The sequence below is a fragment of the Segatella baroniae B14 genome (genome assembly GCF_022024235.1).
GTDB classification, from domain to species: Bacteria; Bacteroidota; Bacteroidia; order Bacteroidales; family Bacteroidaceae; genus Prevotella; species Prevotella bryantii.
Genome location: NZ_CP091800.1, coordinates 749,611 through 770,836, shown reverse-complemented (window position 1 = coordinate 770,836; position 21,226 = coordinate 749,611). Strand labels below are relative to the sequence as shown.

Genomic DNA, 21,226 nt, shown 5'->3' with positions numbered 1-21,226 from the left:
AAAATACAATATATTATGGCATACTTTAATGAAGAAAATACCGTTGAGCAGATGCTCATCAATGCCGCAGGAAAGTGTGGCTGGATTTATGTGGAGCCACAGGAAGTTCCGCGATTGCCTGACGAAGTACTGGTGACAGAATGGCTTGTCACAGCACTGAGACGGCTTAACCCCATCACTGAAGACCAAGCAGCACAGGTGGTTTACAGACTTCGTGCTGCATGTAGCATTAGCACTAATCCTGAAGAGTTGATAAACGCTAATGACCGTTTCCGTCGCTTGTTGTTTGAGGAAAACTCCTATCCTTTCGGCGAGGATGGAGAGAATATCAACATCCGCTTCTTCAGCGATAAACCTTCTGAGAATCGATGTGTAGTCACCAATCAATGGGAGTTCCCTCGCAAGAGTAAGGAAGGTGGCAAGCGTCTTGACCTGGTATATATCATCAATGGAATACCTATGGTAATAGGTGAAGCCAAGACACCAGTTAAGTCTTCAGTTACATGGGCTGATGGTGCAACGGATATTCTTCACTATCAGAAGAGCATCCCAGAAATGTTTGTACCGAACATCCTTACTTTCGCCAGCGAAGGACGAGAACTACAATATGCAGGCATTGGTTGTCCCGTGGATAAATGGGGCCCTTGGTTTGCTGATGAGGAACGTAGGCATGGTACGCTTGAAGATGTGGAGCATAACTATATTTCACTGATTACGCCAGAACGTTTGCTTGACATCTATCGCTATTACACGGTATTTACGGGTACTTCTGGTGGCAGAAAGATAAAGATTGTATGCCGTTATCAGCAGTATCTTGGTGGTGAAGCCATCGTACAACGCGTTTTGGGCACATACCGTGCAGGAAAGGGCCCGAGAAAAGGACTCATCTGGCACTTCCAAGGTTCTGGTAAATCATGGCTGATGGTGTTCGCTGCTCAGAAATTACGCCGTCAGAATGACCTGAAGGCTCCGACTGTGGTCATTGTAGATGACCGCATCGACCTTGAAGACCAGATTACGGGTGACTTTACCCGTGCTGAGATTCCGAACGTAGATGGAATATCTTCAAAGGAAGAACTGGAAACGAAGATACACCAGCGCAAGATCCTCATCACTACAATATTCAAGTTTGGTGATCTGAACGATGGCGAGGTGATAGATGACCGCGACAACATCATCCTGCTCATGGACGAGGCCCACCGCACACAGGAAGGCGACCTCGGAAAGAAAATGCGAACAGCACTGCCTAATGCATTTTTCTTCGGTTTGACAGGTACACCTATCAACCGCAATGACCATAATACCTTTGCTTGCTTCGGCAGCGAAGAAGACGAATATGGTTATATATCTAAGTACACATTCCAAAACTCTGTCGATGATGGTGCCACCTTGGAGTTGAATTTCCAAACTGTTCCTGTGGAAATGCATCTTGACGAGGCTAAGCTTCAGGAAGAGTTTGATGCACTGACCGACCAGATAAGCGAGGAAGACAAACAAGAACTTGTTCGACGCACAAGTGTAGAGGCGTTCTTTACGGCAGAAAAGCGTATCAATGATGTATGTAAATATATCGTAAACCATTTCCGTGAGTATGTGGAGCCAACAGGTATGAAGGCTCAGGTAGTGGTATATAACCGTGACTGCTGCGTGAAGTACAAGAAAGCATTAGATGCCTTGCTTGGTACGGATGACCAGACAACCATCGTTATGCATACTGCGGGTGATAAAGCTGATGAATACAAGGCATATAAGCGTAGTCGCGATGAGGAAAAGAAACTGCTCGATCAATTCCGTGACCCGTTGTCACCTTTGAAGTTCGTCATCGTGACCAGCAAACTGCTGACAGGTTTTGATGCACCAATCCTTCAGTGTATGTATCTTGACAAGCCTATGAAGAATCATACGCTGCTACAGGCTATCTGCCGTACTAACCGCACTTATAACGAGAACAAAAAGTGCGGTCTGATTGTTGACTTCGTCGGTGTGTTTGAGGATGTAGCCAAGAGCCTTGCATTCGACGAGGAAAGCGTGAAGACTATCATCAAGAATATGGATGAGATAAAGGCTGTCATTCCTACATTCATGCAGGAGTGTCTGCAATTCTTCCCAGGTGTTGACCGCACTATTGGTGGTTGGGAAGGTCTGACAGCTGCTCAGCAATGCCTGAAGGAAGAAGGCGTGAAGACAAACTTTGCACGCCACTTTGCACGTCTGGCAAAAGCCTGGGAGATAATTTCGCCTGATGAGTTCCTCGCTCCGTATTCAAGTGATTACACTTGGCTGGCTCAGGTATATCAGAGTGTACGTCCTGTAAGTGGCGGAAACCTGATTTGGACTTTGCTTGGAGCTAAGACCATAGAGATAATCCATAACAATATTGACACCATTGACATAGGCACTCCACTTGAAGACCTCGTTGTAGATGCAGACATCATCGACTCCGTTTTGGAAGACGAAAAGAAACGTGAGAAGAAGATTGTCGAGGTTGAGAAGATGCTGAAGATTCGACTTGGCGAGCATAAAGGCGATCCGAAGTTCAAGAAATTTGCAGACAAGCTGGATGAATTGCGTGAGCGCATGGAACAGAACTTGATTTCAAGCATTGACTTCTTGAAGCAATTGTTGCAGATGGCTCGTGAATTGCTGGAAGCAGAAAAGAAGATTGAGCAGCCGATGGACAAGCGGGCTCAGGCAAGAGCTGCGCTGACAGATCTCTTCCAGAGTATCAAGTCGGAGGAAACGCCTATCATTGTTGAACAAGTGGTGAACGACATTGACAATGAAGTGGTCAATATCATTCGCCAGTTCAATGATGCATTCCAAAGCATTACCGCCAGACGTGAGATTAAGAAGAAACTTCGCTCTATTCTCTGGATCAAGTACCAGATTAAGGATAATGACGTTTTCGAGAAAGCTTACAGCTATATAGAGATGTACTACTAAACAACAATCTGTTTCTAATTGGGATGTTAAAAAGTAATATGTGCTATGCTCCCTTTATGGGTGACAACAAACCACTTAGTGTAGGGCTGAATCCACTTGGTATTCGTACCGCATCTGAGCAACTGTTTACAACGCTGTTGCCTGGACTTAACGTCGTGACACTAAGAATTCGTTACTATAGTTTCTATTGTTGGCTTCTCAAATCATTCTATGCCAAACGGACTGAGGCTAAAAAAGCAGACCTTCAACGACACATAAGAATGTCTGAGCTATTGATGGCCCTAATACATGCCCAAAGCAACTTTAGTGGTGGCGTACCGGGCATTACTCGTGCTTCTGAAATCATTGGGAAAGGAGAAGATGTCATCAATTTCAACGAAGATGCTATGCCTAAAGGGAAACCTATAGGTGGTTACTGGAAAGGCTCTTATGGAGCATTTGGCACATACTATGCGACTTCTTTGCAGGAAATGGGAATTATAGCGCCATTGGAGGATAATACAAGCCTTTACAATGTTACACCTAAATCCGAAGATTATATCAGTGGAGAGGACTTGGCCGATGTTTTTCAACAAAGTGTAGGTTTGGAAATGAGTAAGTTGTTCTTTGATTCTGTCCACTCAGGAATAGTGACAAGGGAACAACTTGCTTTGTTGGAGCCAGTTTTTCAGAGTCACAACATGACTGATAACAATGAGCGCAATCTCTTACTTAATCTGCTGCTGCAAAATGACAAGCCTTCGTCTCTTACCGAAAGTAAACTTCGCAAGGATAGTTTAAGACTTTTGTTGTCCTACATGAAAGCTTTCTCGTTGAGCAATTTCTCAGAATTGGAATTTGCCAAATATGTGTATGACAGCTATAACAAAGGCTCAGAAAGAAGTACTGCCGCTGTTGGTTGGTATGCTTATTACCTGAATGACAGCCGCCAATATGAAGCTTTGAATATCTTTGACGTGCTTCTTAACAGATTGCATGAAAGCACTAAGCCTGGTCAATGGGAGAATATTGATGATTTTTCTTCCACACTTGCTGCCGAAGTCTGCGAGAACCTCGGTGCTGCTAACTCCTCAATTGGTGAACTGCTCAACAGATGGGATTCTGTAGAAGAGCCAGAAGAAAAAATGGCACATGCCTTTTACGTTATTTTGGACAACTACAAAAGGAACCCTTCGTATAAGGAATGCAAGTCCATTATCAGATCTTTCTTCCGAAGTGTAAGCAACGACGCATTGGATGCCTTTGATGATACAGAGAAAAATCTGAGTTGCAGCACCTTCCTCTTCATTAAGAAATTCCTTACTGAGAATATCATATACAACCATTATTCTGAGTCTATGAGGAAGTTTAGTCAGAATGGCATTCCTACTCAGAAATTGACAATTGAAAATGGCTATGTACGAGGCATTGCTACATATAGCGCGACTCACAGTTCACCACGTATTGATACGTTGAGAAACTATGCGACAGACCTAGGCCTGATTGATGGCTACCAGGTAACAGACAAAGGGCTAGAACTATTAGAACGATTGCAAGATGATTGAAAGACAGAATATAATAAAACTACTGGGAGACCGAACCAATATCTATCATTCGGCCTTGCTAACCACATATAGCTTCGACCCAATATATTTTGAGGCTGTATATCTCTCGACGTTGCGAAAATTGGGTATAACCAATGTAGTTGTGTTGATGGATGCAAGTATGTATGACCAGCTTCTTTCTGATTCAAACTATCAATGCCATCGCGTTTCTCAGTATAATTACACACTCGTTAGGAAGGAGAGCTTTCATTCTGGTGTGTTTCATCCTAAAGTGGTACTCCTTTTTGGCGAGGAAGAGGGCACTTTGATTGTCGGTAGCGGAAACCTTACATATAGCGGACTTGCCAATAATGATGAGATTTGGAACGCTTTTCACATCCAAGGTAATAATTCGATTCATTATCCTTTGTTCTATCAGGCGTGGAAGTATCTCTCTAAGTCCGCAAATCAAACATCTTCTTTAGTGTCGCGACAAATAGACTGGATGTTGGAACAAAGTCCTTGGCTACACCAAGAGACAACTGATAGTACCGTCTTGCTATCATCTGGAGAGGAATGTACTTTGCTCTATAACACGGCAGAATCTACTATTCTGGATAAGTTATTGTTATCAATAGGTGATAAGAAAATTGTCAGCATTAGAGTTATTGCCCCTTTTTACGATGCTGAAGGCGACGCTTTGTCTGCGCTTAATAAACAACTTGTACCTAAAGAGATGCTGTGCATTCTTGACTTGGAAAGACAAAGCGCTCCTTACTCCTTATTGAAAACAAATACATCTATTGTTTTTTGTAAGGCGGACTCACCGAATCCTCTACATGCAAAAATCTTTGAGGTGCAAGCAGAAGATGAAACGTGGTTGCTTTGCGGTAGCGCGAATGCTGGTAACATGGCACTTGGTACAGGTCATTATGCATTCAATGATGAAGTATGTATTCTTCTTCACTGTAATTCACAGAGAAATTATATAGCGGAATTGGGTCTGAAATACACCGCTCTCACTCAAGAAGAGAAAAAGAGTATTATTAAACCTAAGCAAGTTGAAAAACAACCAGATAAGCTGCAAGTAAAGTTCGTGTACTGTGAAGAGCAGAATGATGAATTGATACTCCAATTTAGCAAGGACGGAATAAAGGGCAAACTTGCTTTGCTTGACAGCCACCAAAACATAATTTGCCAAAAGAATATCATCACCAGACAGGACATGTCAATTAGTATTGCTGAAGTGGACATATCTAATCTGAATATGGCAGTCCTGATGAACAATGGAATTGAAATATCTAACCGACTGCTAGTGGTCCGAGAGGTGAATGTAGAACGAGGTAATCCCGATCCCAAGCGGAGGAAACTTTCAAGACTGCTTGACGATCCTGACCTGTTGGAGAACCTAAGTCATATTCTTGGCTACATCGAATTTGACGATTCTAAAAAGAAGTCAAAATCGATGAAAGCCACAGACGAAACTGCCTTAGAAGAAAAAGAAGATATCACCGTAACCAGTGACAGATTTAATGCTTTGAAAGATAGCACACTGAGTATTAGTATGCATTCTGGAATAAGGATTCTCGGGTATCTGCGGCAAATCTTATTTAAGAATGAAGAAATAGATGATACAGATGATGACCTTCTTACAATTGACAACGAGGGCTCTAAAGACGATGATGAGAAAGAAAAAGACTTTGACCGTAAATCTTCTGAAGTAAGTGATGCTACGAAGATGCGAAATGATGTCGTTTGTTTTTTAAAGAAGATGCTAAGTTTCCTGCAAGAGAAAACAAAAGATAATAGCATCTTTGGAGATTATAGCAAGGCCGTTAGTCGCCAATGCCTACAAGCTGTCCCTGGCCTCAATGCAGCTTCATCTATTGCTGTGGCAGCACGAGCAATCATCTTTATGATGAATAAATATGGTCAAGTCGTCAAAAAACCATCCGAAGTAAGGGAACTTTTCATAAAATGTGCAGGATACTTCCTTTCGTTATATTCGAACAAGCTTCCTGATGCTGACACGTTGAGAAACCGAAAAATCCGTGAATTACTCAACGATGCTACTGTTGACTTGCTAACCGTCTTATGCTTCTTTGGATATGACAAACAGGACTGTCTTATGCCACAGCTGGTTCTCAATACGTTCGAACTATGGAAGGGGCAAGAAGAAATTAATGATATTTTACCATTGATGGATAGCCAGATTGAAATATTAAATGCTGAAGTTTTGAATCAGAAAAGTATAGATAGAATTAGAAGTATTGCTGCCGTATATTTGAATGATGAAACACCCATAGAGGAATTCTCCCTTTGGCATGATAAAATTTTCATGTTGCGCAGAGGATTTGGATTCCTGATAGTAGATAATCTAAAACGCACATCTAAAGGATGGAGCTATGCTTACCATGCACCATGGTTCGATGACAAGATTAGTAGTACAACAGGCACAAAATTCAAGGGGTACTATGACCTCTGAAAAAAGTTACAGATCATATACTGTTGAACGATAAACATGTATTATGGTGTAGGAATTGAATAGTATTGAAATAATTCGTCAGTCAAAACTGACGAATTTATTTACGACCAATCTCTACCAGAGGTTAAACCACATTGGCGTTTCGCCAATGTGGTTGTGAGTGAAAAGACACCACTTAAATTCCCCATCCAGTCTTTTTCTTCGTGCCGTCCCAGTTGGTAAGTTCACTTGTGGAACCGCCACCGCCAACTAGTAGCAATTTCATTCGGTCATTTGTGGAATTAAAGCATAATCATGAAATAAGAACTATTGATACGCAACTTGCTTTATTTTGAATTCGTCGAACCCACGTTATTGTAGTTTTTATAGAAAAACATGGCTAACCTTTCATGATTTTTAAAAAAATATTATACCTTTGTGAATGTTTTATAAATCGTAATCAATATAAACCTAAAAAATCGAAGAAATATGAATATTTTTAAGAAATTGTTTGGTAAAAATGAAGAAAATGATTCACAACCTAAAAATGTAAATCCCGAAGTAACCTCTAACGTTCATGAGAATACTCCTGCTCAAGAGAATCAGGCAGAAGAAACTAAAGTTGAAGAAACTAAAGCGGAAGAAAAGATAGAACAGCCTGTTGCAGCAACAGTGGAAACAAAACCTTTAGAAAATGCTACTGCTGAAGCCAAACCTCAACCTCAGCCACAGCAACCTCAGTTCCATATGCCAGAAGACTTTATTAAAATGGAAGATGTAGCCGATATAGATATCGACACGATGGACCATAAATTTACGATGGTTATCTTAAAAACCCTTCCGCTTCAGGATGATGAGGTAGAAGTTAATGGTAATGTACATGGCAAGATAGAAATCAATGACGAGGTATATATCTGCTGTCCTAGTGGTGTCATGAAGGCGAAAGTGGTTCATATTGAGGATAATAGTCAGATTTCTGCTCAGCACTTAGAGGATAAAGCTGCGAGAATCGTGATCAAGGGTATCAAGAATAAGCAGTTGGTAGCTCCACTTATGGTTGTTACTAATGTTCCACCAATGAAGATTATCAAGAGTCCAAACGATGTAGAAAATCCATTCCTGAAGGGTTTGATTCGTGATGTACCTTTCCTCAATCAGGATCCTAACTACATGAATATCGTTTCGTTCATGTTATGCCATAATATCTATGTTGCTCCTGTTATCGTAAGAGACGAAGAGGGTAAAGTATTGACCCAGGAGATCGTTAACGAGGCGCATGGTATTAAGGGGGGATGGACTCTCGATGTGAAATGGCTGATTTCTGATGATGCGATGATGTTCCCACTTTTTACCGACCATCGCTCTTACAATACGTATATCGAAAAGATGAAAGAAAGTGCCGGTGCAGAGACTGAGATAGAAGCAAGTGTCATGTTGCCTATGAGTTTCCAGGATGCTTTGGCGATGACACAGCATATTCAGACTAATATTGCACAGGAGACAGAAAACAAGATTCCTGAGGAATATAAGCAGAAGATTCAAAATGCGGGTATGGTTATCAATGCTTATGATAATCCTAACCTGAATCTCGATAAGAATTTCATCAATAACTTGATTACATCAGAAGGTTATCAGCAGGAATTCAATCAGAAAAAATAATTCTGCAGAGATAAAATGTCGAAACGTCAGTAGACCTTCTGCATAAAAGATGCATAATCGCTTGCACAGGTAAAATATAGTTTGTACCTTTGCAGGCGATTATTTTTTGGCTGTGAAGCTAGGAAATAATATAGTTAATCTCAGATATTGAATGTTTATCCCCCTCCGTTTATTCGAAGGAGGATTTTTTTGTAGGTATAATATCAAAAATTAAAGTTAAAGATTTTTGATATTTTTTATTTTTGCGCGTATAATGTGATGATGAGATAAAACGATGAAAAACTATTTGCATAAATTTATTCTTGGATGCCTGTTGTCTGCTTCTGCTGTTTGTGCTGAGGCTCAAAACCTACACGATTTTATCAATCCTCCTGCTGATAAGTGTAACCATGTTATCTTGGGTTGGGATGGAGAAATCAATCAACAGGTAATCCATAAGGATCTGGACGAAATTCAAGCCAAAGGATTTCGTAACGTGATTATTGAACCGGGGTATCACATGGGCATCGAATATCTTAGCAAACAATGGTTTGCTAACGTCAAGATGATGGCAGAGGCTTGTAAGGCCAGAAATATGAAAATGTGGATTATCGATGAGGGAAAATATCCTAGTGGTATGGCTGGTGGTAAATTTTCTAAATTGCGTCCTGATCTGTGTATGCAAGCCTTGGTGAAAGATGGCGACAGTGTGAAGGCGGTGCGACGTTCTTCGAATACGCGCTGCGTCAATAATCCTACGGGCGGAAAGGATGAAAAGAATTCGCTCTGTGATTATCTCGATCCAAAAGCGGTTGACCAGTTTATCGCGTGGACACACGAAGAGTACAAACGCACATTGGGTCCGCTATTGGGTACCACTGTATTAGGATTCAGAGGCGATGAACCAGCCTTTCAAAGGGTGCCTTGGACCACAGATATTATCGATATATTTCGGGCAAAAAAGGGATATGACCCTACCCCTTATCTTAGCTATATCATTCAAAACGAAAGACAGTCTATTGCTTTCCCATACCTAAAAAGTAATTTAAAAGAGAATCGTCAACTGTCTGAGAATGAGATTATTAAGATTAAAGCAGCTAAAGCGGATTATTGGGATGTATGGAGTGAACGATTTGCGAATAACTTCTTTGCAAAGCCTGCGGAATGGTGTAAGCAGCATGGCGTAAAATCGATTACCCATCTGGATAAAGATGATGATCTGCCGTGGTGTATCAAGTTATCGGGTGAACCGTTCAGACTATTAAATAAGGTACAAATACCGGGTATCGACGTCATCTGGACGCAAATATGGCCTGGTAATCCTGACACTGAATTTCCTCGTCTGGCTTCGTCTACGGCACACCTATATAATAAGGAGCGGGCTTTCAGTGAAAGTTTTGCAGCTTGGAGAGCTCCTCTGGATACCCGAACAGCGAAGTATGTAGTAGACTATCAGATAGCACGAGGTATCAACTTCTTTGAGTTTATGTTCTGGATGAGCAAGTCGGGTGCGCATGGATATATGGCAGAACCGGGTATGAAAGCACTCAACGATTATGTTAATCGTGCTACCTATATGATGCAGTTGGGTAAGGCAAATGCCCAGGTGGCTCTTTATGTGCCTATCCCTACCCTGTGGATGGGTAACAATAAGGCATACGACCAGATGAAAGCAATCGGCTATCTGCTGACAACTCACCAGTATGACTTCGACTTCGTTACCGACGATGCGCTGGATGAGGCGATTACTCCTGTCAATGGTAAACTGATCAACAAGAGTGGACAGCAGTATCACACGCTTATCATACCGACGGCTGATGTTATCACCGCTAAAGCATGGCGACAAATCAAGGAATTTGCGGCGCGTGGCGGAAAGGTGGTCTATTGGGGGGATATCCCTACTCAGATGTCGACTCGCAACTTTCAGGAACTTACAGCTATTCAACCGATACAGACTGCTCTTCAATTGAAGGATACGGTTTGGACGGATCAACTGCGTAATTATTTGCCAGCTGCACAGTTACAGATTATCGGCGAAGCCAACGACAGTATCGTGTATACATCGAGAAAAGTAGGTAAAAATCATATCTTCTTTGTCATGAATCAGCGACAAAAAGATGAAAACCTGATGCTCGAACTCAACTGTATGGGTGATGTAGAACTTTGGGATGCTATAACGGGTAAAACGACAGCATTATCGGCTACTGTAGTTGGCAATAAGATGCGTATCAACCTCCCTATTGAAGGTTGGGGCAGTAAAATCATCGTCGTTAAAAGACGTTCCCAGGAATATAACCTCAAGAAATATGCTACTATTCAGCAAGCTATCGACCAGGCACATACTGATGGTGGTGGTGTCGTCGTTGTGCCTAAGGGAAAATATCAAAGCGGTGCCATCTTTCTGACCAGAGGGGTTGACCTGAAACTCGAGAAAGGTGCTGTGCTGACGAGTATCGTAGACACGACTCTTTATCCGATTATCGAAACCCGATGGGAAGGTAGAATGAAAAAAGCGAGAGCGGCTTTCATCAATGTAGATGATAACGAAGATTGTAGGGTGTATGGACCGGGACTCATCGATGCCCAGGGATTAAAATGGAAGAAAATAGGTTGGTCGGTATATGGCAGACCTAAAGTGATCTGTTTTAACCGTTGCGATGGCGGTGAGCTACGTGATGTTGCTTTCAGGAATCAATCGTTCTGGTGCTTACATATCTTATATACGCATGGCTTTACAGTACATGGTATTCGTATCGATGCCGAAGATTATATACCAAGTAGCGATGGAATTGATATCGACTCTTCTACCGGTATCTCGATAACCGATAGTCATATTAAAGCCTACGACGACTGTATTTCTATCAAAAGCGGTAAAGGTGTGGATGGCAGACGAATCAACCAATATGCCGGTCAGATAAAAATCGAAAATTGCCACTTTGACTATGGCCACGGCGGTGTAGCCATCGGTAGTGAGGTAAGCGGAGATATTAAAGATGTACTCGTAGCCAACTGCGACATGAAAGGTGAAAACTGGAATCCTATCCGCTTCAAGAGTCAACCTTCCAGAGGTGGTGTTATCGAAAATATTACCTTCGACAACATCGCTATCGCTAAAGCACAGAATATGATCAGTGTACAGATGGCGTGGCGAATGAAGGGGGAAGATGAACCGGCATACTCACCACTCACCCAATTGAAAAATATCGTTATCAGGAATATTACGGGTACAGCAGATAATGCCGGAGTGATAGAAGGATACCCTGATGCTCCCATCAAGCGTGATGCCATACGATTTGAAAATTGCCTTATCAAAGTCAAAAAACCTTTAATGATCAAAAACGCAGATGTCGACTTGAGTGGATTTACCTGCAAACTGTACAAAAAGTAAAAAAAATGGTATTTACGACAAAATAAGTTTCTCTCATATATCGTATCTTTGCCCAAGAATAACTAAACCATATTATCTAATATACCTATTAAAATGAAGAGAATGCTTATTTTCCCACTGCTTGCTGGCAGTGTACTGAGTGTACAGGCTCAGAATCCTATCATCCAAACTAAATATACGGCAGACCCTGCTCCTTATGTGCATGGCGATACCATCTATCTGTATACCACGCACGATGAGGATGATGCTGAAGGATTTAAAATGTACGACTGGCTGCTTTATACTTCTACCGATATGGTAAACTGGCAGGATCATGGTGCGGTGGCATCGCTGAAAGATTTTGCCTGGAATGATAAGGAGAATGGCGCTTGGGCGGAATGTGTCGTTGAACGTAACGGTAAGTGGTATATGTACTGTCCGATACACGGTCATGGTATCGGTGTACTCGTCAGCGACAGTCCTTATGGTCCATTTAAAGACCCTATCGGCAAACCGCTGGTATGGCAGAAAGAGCACTGGAATGATATCGACCCATCGGTGTTTATCGATGATGATGGACAGGCTTATATGTACTGGGGTAATCCTAATGTATACTGTGTCTTGCTGAATGAAGACATGATCAGCTGCAAGAGTGACGTGATGAAACTACACGATGTGCCGGAACATTATCAGGAAGGTCCTTGGTTTTATAAGCGCGATGGCCATTATTATCTGGCTTACGCCTCTACCTGCTGTCCTGAAGGTATCGGTTATGCGATGAGTGATAACGCTCTCGGTCCTTGGAAATTCAAGGGTTACGTTATGGCTCCTACTGATCGTACCCGTGGTAACCATCCTGGTATCATCGACTTCAGAGGTAAGAGCTATGGATTTGGATTAAATTATGATCTGAAAAACATCAGTATTAAAGAACATAAAGAACGTCGCTCTGTCGGTGCTTTCCCACTCCACTATCGTGAAGATGGCACAATCGTAGAATCTCCTTATTTCAAGGATGTGGTTGTCGCACCTGCTAATACCTTTAATCCGTATCAAAAGGTTCAGGCTGAAACTATGGCTTGGGGATATGGACTGAAAACGATCAAGAGAGGGGTTGAAGATATCGTCGTTACCGATGTGAATGCCAACGAATATATCCAGCTCAAGGCGGTTGACTTTGGTAGAAAGGCTGCTCATACCATGAAGATGAATGCCGCTGCTGTGCTCGGTGGACAGATCGAGGTGAGAATCGACGACAAAAAAGGAACCTTGCTGGGTACTCTCAATATCATGTCTACCGGTAGTGAAGAAACCTATCGCACGTTCGAAACCCGACTGAAGGCTGTAGAAGGTGTACACGATTTATATTTGGTATTCAAAGGCAAGGCAGGTAAGAGTCTGATGAATCTTGACTGGTGGCAAATGGATAACGAACCCGTAGGTCACGTGACCTATTCGCGTATAGTAGAAAATGGTGGTACCGGTAAGTATCCGGCTATCATGAGCGAAGTCAAAGGGTTAGAGGCGCATACCGTGTTTATGCCACAAGACTTGTCTGCCTTCAATGAAAATAATCCGTTGCCTGTGTTGGTGTGGGGAAATGGAGCCTGCTCTAACTCACCATGGGAACATTATAAGTTTCTGAATGAAATCGCATCACAGGGGTACTTAGTGATTGCAACCGGCTATCTTCCTAAGAACGATGAGGTTTATCATGGCGATATGTCTACCGCACAACAGCAGATAGAATCGATAGACTGGGCTTTGGCACAAAATAAAGACAAGAAGAGTCCTTTGTATCACAAAATCAATACGAAGGCAATCTGTGCATCGGGGATGTCATGCGGTGGATTACAGACGCTATACAATGGTGCCGATTCTCGCATTTCTGCTTATCTGATCTGTAACAGTGGACTGTTTACCGATGCTTCTTTGACAATTCCTAATATGCCTATGCCAAGTAAGGATCAACTGAAAAAGATACATGCACCTATATTATATATGTTAGGTGGAAAAGAAGATATCGCTTATAACAATGGTATGGACGATTACCATCGTATCAATCATGTTCAGGCGATTGCCATCAACTACCCTGTAGGTCATGGTGGCACTTATCGCCAAGCGCATGGTGGCGAATTCAGATTTCCTGCTATCGCATGGCTTAACTGGCAGTTGAAGGGCGACCAGGAAGCAGCGAAATGGTTTACTGGTAACTCACCATTACTATTACAAAGAAAAGGATGGACAATGGAAAAGAATTTTTAAAGCTTTTCCATTTTAGTTCTGTTCTTTTTTAGCATTTAAAATTTTTCGATATTCATTAGGAGCGATACCATATCGCTCCGTGAATATTCGATAGAATGTTTGGATCGATCCCATACCACTTTCCATGGCGATGGCATCTATCGTATAGTCCTCATGTTCACGCATCATCTCTATCGCATGCTTTAAGCGAAGATCGTTTACATATTGGGGAAATGACTTATTCGTAAATTTCCTGATTATCGGACTGAATTGGGCTTTCTGGATATGCGTTTTATTTAATAGCATGGCTCTGGAAAGAGAGGGATTAAGATACAGTTTTTCGCCCTCTATCAGCTCTTGAAGCATTTTGAATATCTTGGCATCTTTCTCTTCTTGACTTAAAATCAACTGTTGGCGGGCTTCAAGAATTTGTTCTTGAGTTAATTCATTAGAGTCATATTCCTTTTCTTCCTGTTTCATAGTGGGCATAACAGTAGGAGAATCGTTAGGCTCCGCGACCTGTTTCTGCTGAATTGTGACCTGCCCATCTCTATCCTGTTGATTCGGATAAACGGCTTTCGATGCATACGGATCACTTAAACCTGATGAAAAAAAATGATTCTGTTTATCCTTATGAAGTGTGTGCTTTTTTACATGAATGGTTCCTATATAGGCCAGTAATAAAAGTATACAAGCCACAAGACCTATAATGAGCCAATGCTGCCAGCCCATGAGTTGTTTTGCAGGTTTCATATGAATCGTCATGGTACTCAAATAACGTGCACTAATATTATTATAAGTTGAAAGTAATACAAAATAATATAAAGTCATTCTAATATTACGTTTGAAAATAATATATGTTTAATATTGCAAATATATAAAAAAAAGTATTAAGCTCCAAATTTTTTTGGGGTTACAACACTAAACGATGTTTTCTGTCGGTTTGCGAGAAAAAAAACTTTGCTTAATCTCAACACCTCATGCCGTTTGTTACTAGGTGGCAGTTTTTATGGTTAATATCAGGAATTAGAAAAAATAAGTGCTGAACAGAATGGCTTCATCGAAAAATCGTGATCATAAAACCATTTTGTTCAGCACTATTGGGGATGCTATAACTGATTCAAAATTATAAATCAGTCTTGCAGTTATCGTAAAATCATGAGGCTATACCATGCTTTGCCAACGCCTTTTCGATCGCCTGAGCCAGTTGGTCTGGGCAAGAAGTGCCTTTCGCACCACAATGAATACCACGAAGTCGCTTCATCACCTCGTCGGCTTTTAAGCCCTCTACCATTCGCGATACACCAACGGTATTACCAGGACAACCACCTATAAACTGTACATTGTGGATACAGAGTTCATCGTCTAGTTCGAACTGAATAGCCTTTGCGCATGTTCCGCAAGTTTCAAATGTTACTTGTTCCATCTTTCTTGTTCCTTTTTTGTGTTTAAATGTTTTTGTCTCTTAATCTTATGTATCTTTTGTCGTAAAAGATATATTTCATTTTTGCGACTGCAAAGATATAATATTTTTAGTGAATCTAATCATAAACAAGACAAAAAGAGACCTTTTTCATTGTAACATAAACCAATATAGAATGTTAAGATTACATGATTTTTAAAGCAAAAAGTATGTATAAAGCATAAAAAATAACCTAAATTAGCAAATTGTCGTACAAAAGTACTACAATTAAAAATATTTGTAGTATATTTGTACCGATTTTCAAAGATAAGAATATGAAAGAACGGAATACATATCTTTCTTCCGCCTCTGTAAAAAAGCAAGGGAGAACAGCTTACTATAAGATGCTGAAGAGTGCCAAGCAAGGAGAGCTTATCCAGGTCCGTCGTGGTGTGTATGCCAATATAGACCAACTCAGTGGCAACATGATTGACATCAATGCCGTTGTTCCTGAAGGCATTCTATGCCTTTGGTCAGCATGGAGCATTCATCAGCTTACCACTTCCATGCCACAGGCTTTTCATATCGCCATCAAAAGAGGGCGAAAAGTCTCTATTCCTTCTTTTCCAAGAATGGAGGTTCATCATTATACGGAAGACCTTCTAAAAATTGGTGTAATATCGATGATAATTGATGGCTTCAATATTCGTCTCTACGATGTTGAACGATGTGTGTGCGATGCGGTAAAGTTTCGCAATAAAGTAGGTATGGATGTCTGCTCCGAAATCATCAATAACTATCTTGAACGTCCAGACAGAAACCTAAGCAAGTTGATGGACTATGCCCGAAGATTGAGAGTGGGAAAGATTCTTGAACAATATCTGCAAGTGAAACTATGAGTAACGAAACAATAAAAAATTACGGAAAATCTATCCGCAGCAAACTATTGAACATTTCCAAAAAGGAAGATGTCTTCCATCAGACCATCCTGACTCGTTTCTTTCAGGAACGTCTGCTATACAGAATGTCACAGACAAGATACCGCGACAACTTCTATCTGAAAGGTGGTGCTTTGATGTATGCATACGAAAAGTTTGCAGCGCGCCCAACATTGGATATAGACTTCCTTGGAAAAAATATAAGTAATGAAGGAACTTCAATCGTTGCAGCATTCAAAGAGATTTGTTCCGTTCCATGCGATGAAGACGGAGTTATCTATGACATCGAAAATATTACATCACAGAACATCACAGAGTTCAAGGATTATCATGGTATACGACTGAGCATACCAGTTAGAATGGACACAATTTCACAAGTATTGACGATGGACATCGGCTTTGGTGATGTTGTCACCCCAAGTCCAATAGAACTAGACTATCCTACTCTGCTTGAAAGTCTGCCAGCTGTAAACATTCTGGCTTACTCGCTTGAAACAGTTATTGCAGAGAAATTCCATGCAGTGGTTGATCTGGCAGACCAAAGCAGCCGCATGAAAGACTATTACGACCTGTATCATCTGCTGTCAAAAGAAAAATATGACAGTGAGATACTACAAGAAGCTATTGTGCATACATTTGAGAACAGGCATACTTCATATGATGCTGACACTATGTTTTTCCGCGATGATTTTGCCAACAACCAGCAAATGCAAGTTCGATGGCAGGCATTCTTGCGTAAAATCACAAAGAAAGGGGAAATGTCATTCTCTGAAGTTGTGACACACATACAAGACACTTTACGCCCTTATTGGGAGATTCTGGCACATGAATAAGTACCATACATACGATTTCCCAGACTGCTACAGCATTGTCATCTGTGGCGACATTCACGGGGACTTCAATCTCCTCGTGAATAAAGTTTGTGTGCAATATCAGATGAAAGATACTCTGGTCATTGTAGCAGGAGATTGCGGCTTTGGCTTTGAAAGAAAAGGGTACTATGAGAATATTGTCAAGCGCAATACCAAGCGAGTAAATGAATCCAACAACTGGTTTCTTTTCATCCGTGGCAACCATGACAATCCAGCTTACTTTGACGGAAAGACATTCCGGCATAAAAGGTTTACTTGTATTCCCGACTACTCTGTAGTCAAAGCCAATGGTCACACCATACTCTGTGTTGGTGGAGCAATATCTGTTGACCGTCAGCCAAGAATAGATGCATGGAAACACAATCAAAGAAAGGCATATAGGTACAGCCATAACTCTTCTGACAATGAACTTCTTTCACCCAACTATTATTGGCAAGGTGAAGCTCCTGTTTTCAACAACGACTTATTATCTGAGATAACCAACTGGCATAAGATAGATACAGTAGTGACGCATAGTGCTCCATCTTTCTGTGAACTACAGAACAAAGACGGATTACTGCAATGGGCAATATATGACAACAGTCTGTTAGATGACGTACAGAAGGAACGTGAGACAATGGATGCAATCTATACCAAATTGAGAGCAGTGCCCGAGACACTTACACATTGGTATTACGGTCACTTTCATCAAAGCTGGCATTCATCTATTGATGGAGTCCTATTCAAGATGTTAGACATCATGGAACTGGCTGAAATTACCCCTTGACTAAATCAAGTTTTATAACACTATTATGTACAAACATACTACTATTAGACAGAAGTGTAGTAGTTTTGTACAGTTATATAGATTCGGCAATACACACTTCACTCGCTTCACAGCAATTGCAAGAATCTGCAAAAAATAACTGTTGTTAGCCTCTCTAATAGTCTGGTTAACAACAGTTATCCAACTCTATAAACTACTTCCTCATCAGCTTGACAAACCACTCTTCTTCAGGATGGAAGCCACAGAAATGCTTTCCATCACCACCTAAATCCCAAGGACTCATTATCTCGAAGGACTTTAAGGGAAGAAGATGCGTCTTTCCCTGATGTAACAACACATGCGCCGTACGGCGGAACTTACGGTTACTCGCCTGCTTTCCTTTCTTCTGCGACTTGCAGCAGCACCATGTGCTGCCTGGCATTCGCTTTCTACTTCTGCTCATTGTCTCGTAAATGTTATGAGGCGACACGGATGGCTGTCTCATGCCGTCTCGGTTAAACATTACGAGGCTGTATGGTTCTGAATGTTCATAATCATATTCCTTTCCCTTAAGGTTATGGTTACTTATGCCATCTCCAATTCTTCTTTGAGAAAAGAAATGTGCAGACAGTCTTCTATCTTCGACATGGTTTCGAGAGAAAGATTCTCCTGACCTTTCAGAACCTTTGAAACGTATTGCTGACTGCACCCCATCATATCAGCCAACTGCTTCTGGGTCATGCTGAGTTCATCCATTTTCTCCAGCATTTTCACGGCAATACGCTGGGAATGACGCAGCCACGACTTGTTCTGCATCCTCCACTCTGCCCTCTCCCTCCATTTGGAAGGTGTGGGCGACTGATGTTCTTTCAGTCGTGCAATTACATCCTTCATAATTTCTTGCTGGAATACACTATAGTTTAGAAACAGGCAGCAATCATCTCCTTACCTAGTTTATGAATATGGGCGAGGATTTCTCTTTCCCTCTCAGCAGAAGGCTTCTTGAAGCCATTAATATAGTTACGCAGTAGTGTGGCGTTCATTCCAATAGAACGGGCAAATTCTGCCACGTTGATTTCCTTGTGGGTCAGGAAGAAACGCTGAAGGGCTGAAGGCTCTGAATCTTCATAGGTAAAGCTCTCAAAACTGATGTCTTCATCGAGACTCCGCCAATGGATGCCGTCATAGCCAAAGGTGTATTGGCTACGTTCTTCATCGGATGCTGTCCTCAACTTAGGGTACCAGAGCAACGACTGGCTGTACTCCTTTCCCTCTTCGTCTCTGCCGAATATATGATCAGCAGTAAACCAAATCTTTGTAATCTTCATAACGTATCCCCCTTTATTAACTATTTTCCGTTCCATACGAACTTAGCCATGCCACCGTTCCCTTCAACGTGAACGTGGACAGGCTCATGCTCCTTACTGTAAAAGAAGAAGGAGAATCCAAAGAATCTAAATACTTCTGGCATATCTCGATCTCATTTTATAATGACATTGTAAAGATAGGAATTATTTTCGATACCAACAATTTTTTTGCCCAAAAAAAATGTTTCTGGTGATTTTTCGTTATCTTTGCATCGCATACGTGCAGAACTGATGATGATACTCTTCTGAGCGAAGAGCGAGTTTAGTGGAAGATCTGCCGATGGACTAAAGGGATGAAAATCACAAAATTCCATTTCCTAGAAGTCCATTTGTACGGTTCAAATCATAAACCGAAGTCAGTCAGCACCGTATGATTACTGCTTTGAAAAATAGGTTGAAGCTATATATATTAAAAAACATGAATTAAAAGCATGAAAAAAGTAAAGCAAATCGCTCTTCTGCTCGTTTGCATCATTTTAGTGATGGGTGCAGCTTATCAACGTGACGGGAGAATATTCGGCAAAGAGCAAACAACAACAACACAAGATACTATCCAGGCGGCAGAACCTATGCGCACGCTGGATGATGGCACTCGAGTGATCAATACCTCTACGTTAGGCAAAGATATCACAGGATATGCCGGTAGAGTGCCATTGGAAATATATCTCAGTCAAGAGGGAAAAATCGTTCAGGTAAAGGCTCTAAAGAATACAGAAACACCTGAATTCTTTAATGAAGCAAAAGCTCTACTGACAAAATGGAATGGCAAGACTCCTGAAGAGGCTTTGGCCTTAAAGGTAGACGCTGTGAGTGGTGCTACTTTTTCTTCTCGAGCTATTATCGGGAATATGAAAGTGGGATTGGCTTATGCTGCAAAAAATGCCAAAGAACCATCTATCTGGGAAAAGTTCGACCTAAGTATAAAGACGATAGCAGGACTCATCGTTGTCTTGATGGCTGCTATTATACCTTTATATTATAAGAGCAAAAAGTATCGTACGATACAACAAATACTCAATACAATCGTACTCGGCTTTTGGAGTGGTAGTTTCTTAAGTTATACCCTCTTCTTGAGTTATGCGTCGAATGGTATCAACTGGTACGTATCCATAATACCGATCATCATGCTGATTACGGCTTTCATATATCCACTTTTCGGCAAAAAGAATTATTATTGCAACTATATCTGCCCATGTGGATCTTTGCAAGAACTGGTAGGAAAGACTTCTAAGAAGAAGTGGAAGATCAAGTCCAAGTATATCGTGATGCTTAATCGATTCAGAAAAATATTATGGGCTGCGCTAACCGTATTGATGTTATGCGGTATCGGATTTGAATGGATGGATTATGAAATCTTCAGCGCATTTATCTTTACCTCTGCATCAGTAGTCGTCTTGATATTAGCAGCTATTTTCATCCTATTATCCTATTTCGTGCCGAGACCTTACTGTCGATTTGTATGTCCTACGGGCACTTTCATTAAAATGGCTTAACAGAGAACTGCTCTAATAGTTCGCAAAGTACAATATTTTTTTTCATGTACCCTTGGTGATATTCTATCATCAAGGGTTTTTTATTTCCATATCTTAACCTTATACACCTAAGAAAAAGCGCTTATACACTCGTAAATCGTGCCTTTATAGTAGTTTTATGCAATATAATACGTTTTGCAAAGTAAATGATACGTTTTGCAAAGTACTTTTTTGTTCTATTCCATATATTT

At 41.2% G+C, this 21,226-nt stretch carries 16 protein-coding genes and 1 pseudogene; 10 read left to right on the top strand and 7 right to left on the bottom strand.

Annotated elements, in window-relative coordinates; all coding sequences use genetic code 11:
- Positions 1 to 15 precede the first annotated feature (15 nt).
- The 6 genes and pseudogenes from L6469_RS13185 to L6469_RS13160 all read left to right on the top strand — a co-directional run.
- Entirely contained in the window at positions 16 to 2,943 is a 2,928-nt protein-coding gene (locus L6469_RS13185) for a type I restriction endonuclease subunit R (RefSeq protein ID WP_006283095.1), read from the top strand.
- Positions 2,944 to 2,966: 23 nt separating this feature from the next.
- Positions 2,967 to 4,487, top strand: a complete 1,521-nt coding sequence (locus L6469_RS13180) for a hypothetical protein (RefSeq protein ID WP_143067173.1) — start codon at positions 2,967 to 2,969, stop codon at positions 4,485 to 4,487.
- The gene (locus tag L6469_RS13175; RefSeq protein WP_039870900.1) at positions 4,480 to 6,951 is read left to right on the top strand and encodes a hypothetical protein; all 2,472 of its coding nucleotides are present in this window, start codon (positions 4,480 to 4,482) and stop codon (positions 6,949 to 6,951) included. Before L6469_RS13180 ends, L6469_RS13175 begins: the two co-directional genes overlap by 8 nt.
- A gap of 468 nt (positions 6,952 to 7,419) precedes the next feature.
- Positions 7,420 to 8,589: a hypothetical protein gene (locus L6469_RS13170; RefSeq protein ID WP_074803174.1), complete on the top strand. Its 1,170-nt coding sequence runs from the start codon at positions 7,420 to 7,422 to the stop codon at positions 8,587 to 8,589.
- 274 nt (positions 8,590 to 8,863) lie between these two features.
- A complete protein-coding gene (locus L6469_RS13165) occupies positions 8,864 to 11,956 on the top strand; it encodes a glycosyl hydrolase family 28 protein (RefSeq protein WP_006283099.1) in 3,093 nt (1,030 codons plus the stop codon).
- A 93-nt stretch (positions 11,957 to 12,049) separates the two neighbouring features.
- Positions 12,050 to 13,363 (top strand): annotated as a pseudogene (locus tag L6469_RS13160) (glycoside hydrolase family 43 protein); the annotation flags it as partial.
- Positions 13,364 to 14,212: 849 nt separating this feature from the next.
- On the opposite strand, the gene L6469_RS13155 reads toward L6469_RS13160, so the two are convergent.
- Both L6469_RS13155 and L6469_RS13150 read right to left on the bottom strand, forming a co-directional pair.
- A complete protein-coding gene (locus tag L6469_RS13155; protein WP_006283101.1) occupies positions 14,213 to 15,010 on the bottom strand; it encodes an AraC family transcriptional regulator in 798 nt (265 codons plus the stop codon).
- 325 nt (positions 15,011 to 15,335) lie between these two features.
- On the bottom strand, positions 15,336 to 15,605 hold the full coding sequence (locus L6469_RS13150; RefSeq protein WP_006283102.1) for a TIGR03905 family TSCPD domain-containing protein: 270 nt from the start codon (positions 15,603 to 15,605) through the stop codon (positions 15,336 to 15,338).
- Between the two features lie 311 nt (positions 15,606 to 15,916).
- Here L6469_RS13150 and L6469_RS13145 point away from each other — a divergent pair, with 311 nt between their 5' ends.
- Genes L6469_RS13145 through L6469_RS13135 form a run of 3 tightly spaced genes read left to right on the top strand, consistent with a single transcriptional unit; the run spans position 15,917 to position 18,157 of the window.
- Positions 15,917 to 16,480 (top strand): type IV toxin-antitoxin system AbiEi family antitoxin domain-containing protein, encoded by a 564-nt coding sequence (locus tag L6469_RS13145; protein ID WP_050787948.1) that lies wholly within the window; start codon positions 15,917 to 15,919, stop codon positions 16,478 to 16,480.
- Positions 16,477 to 17,352, top strand: coding sequence for a nucleotidyl transferase AbiEii/AbiGii toxin family protein (locus tag L6469_RS13140; RefSeq protein ID WP_006283104.1), 876 nt, complete (start codon positions 16,477 to 16,479; stop codon positions 17,350 to 17,352). The genes L6469_RS13145 and L6469_RS13140 overlap by 4 nt, the downstream gene beginning before the upstream one ends.
- Positions 17,345 to 18,157: a metallophosphoesterase gene (locus L6469_RS13135; protein ID WP_006283105.1), complete on the top strand. Its 813-nt coding sequence runs from the start codon at positions 17,345 to 17,347 to the stop codon at positions 18,155 to 18,157. Before L6469_RS13140 ends, L6469_RS13135 begins: the two co-directional genes overlap by 8 nt.
- A gap of 193 nt (positions 18,158 to 18,350) precedes the next feature.
- Here L6469_RS13135 and L6469_RS13130 read toward each other — a convergent pair whose 3' ends face one another.
- From L6469_RS13130 to L6469_RS13110, 5 genes are all read right to left on the bottom strand, one after another.
- Complete coding sequence (locus tag L6469_RS13130) at positions 18,351 to 18,599, bottom strand: hypothetical protein (RefSeq protein WP_006283106.1); 249 nt, start codon at positions 18,597 to 18,599, stop codon at positions 18,351 to 18,353.
- A gap of 122 nt (positions 18,600 to 18,721) precedes the next feature.
- A complete protein-coding gene (locus L6469_RS13125; RefSeq protein WP_006283107.1) occupies positions 18,722 to 19,030 on the bottom strand; it encodes a helix-turn-helix domain-containing protein in 309 nt (102 codons plus the stop codon).
- A 26-nt stretch (positions 19,031 to 19,056) separates the two neighbouring features.
- Positions 19,057 to 19,464 carry a DUF2442 domain-containing protein gene (locus tag L6469_RS13120; RefSeq protein ID WP_006283108.1) on the bottom strand — a complete coding sequence of 136 codons (408 nt, stop codon included), beginning with the start codon at positions 19,462 to 19,464 and terminating at the stop codon, positions 19,057 to 19,059.
- Between the two features lie 20 nt (positions 19,465 to 19,484).
- Positions 19,485 to 19,607: a DUF4160 domain-containing protein gene (locus L6469_RS13115; RefSeq protein WP_081456342.1), complete on the bottom strand. Its 123-nt coding sequence runs from the start codon at positions 19,605 to 19,607 to the stop codon at positions 19,485 to 19,487.
- 9 nt (positions 19,608 to 19,616) lie between these two features.
- Positions 19,617 to 19,817 carry a hypothetical protein gene (locus L6469_RS13110; protein ID WP_039870906.1) on the bottom strand — a complete coding sequence of 67 codons (201 nt, stop codon included), beginning with the start codon at positions 19,815 to 19,817 and terminating at the stop codon, positions 19,617 to 19,619.
- A 117-nt stretch (positions 19,818 to 19,934) separates the two neighbouring features.
- Here L6469_RS13110 and L6469_RS13105 point away from each other — a divergent pair, with 117 nt between their 5' ends.
- Complete coding sequence (locus L6469_RS13105; RefSeq protein ID WP_006283109.1) at positions 19,935 to 20,996, top strand: 4Fe-4S binding protein; 1,062 nt, start codon at positions 19,935 to 19,937, stop codon at positions 20,994 to 20,996.
- Positions 20,997 to 21,226: the final 230 nt, after the last annotated feature.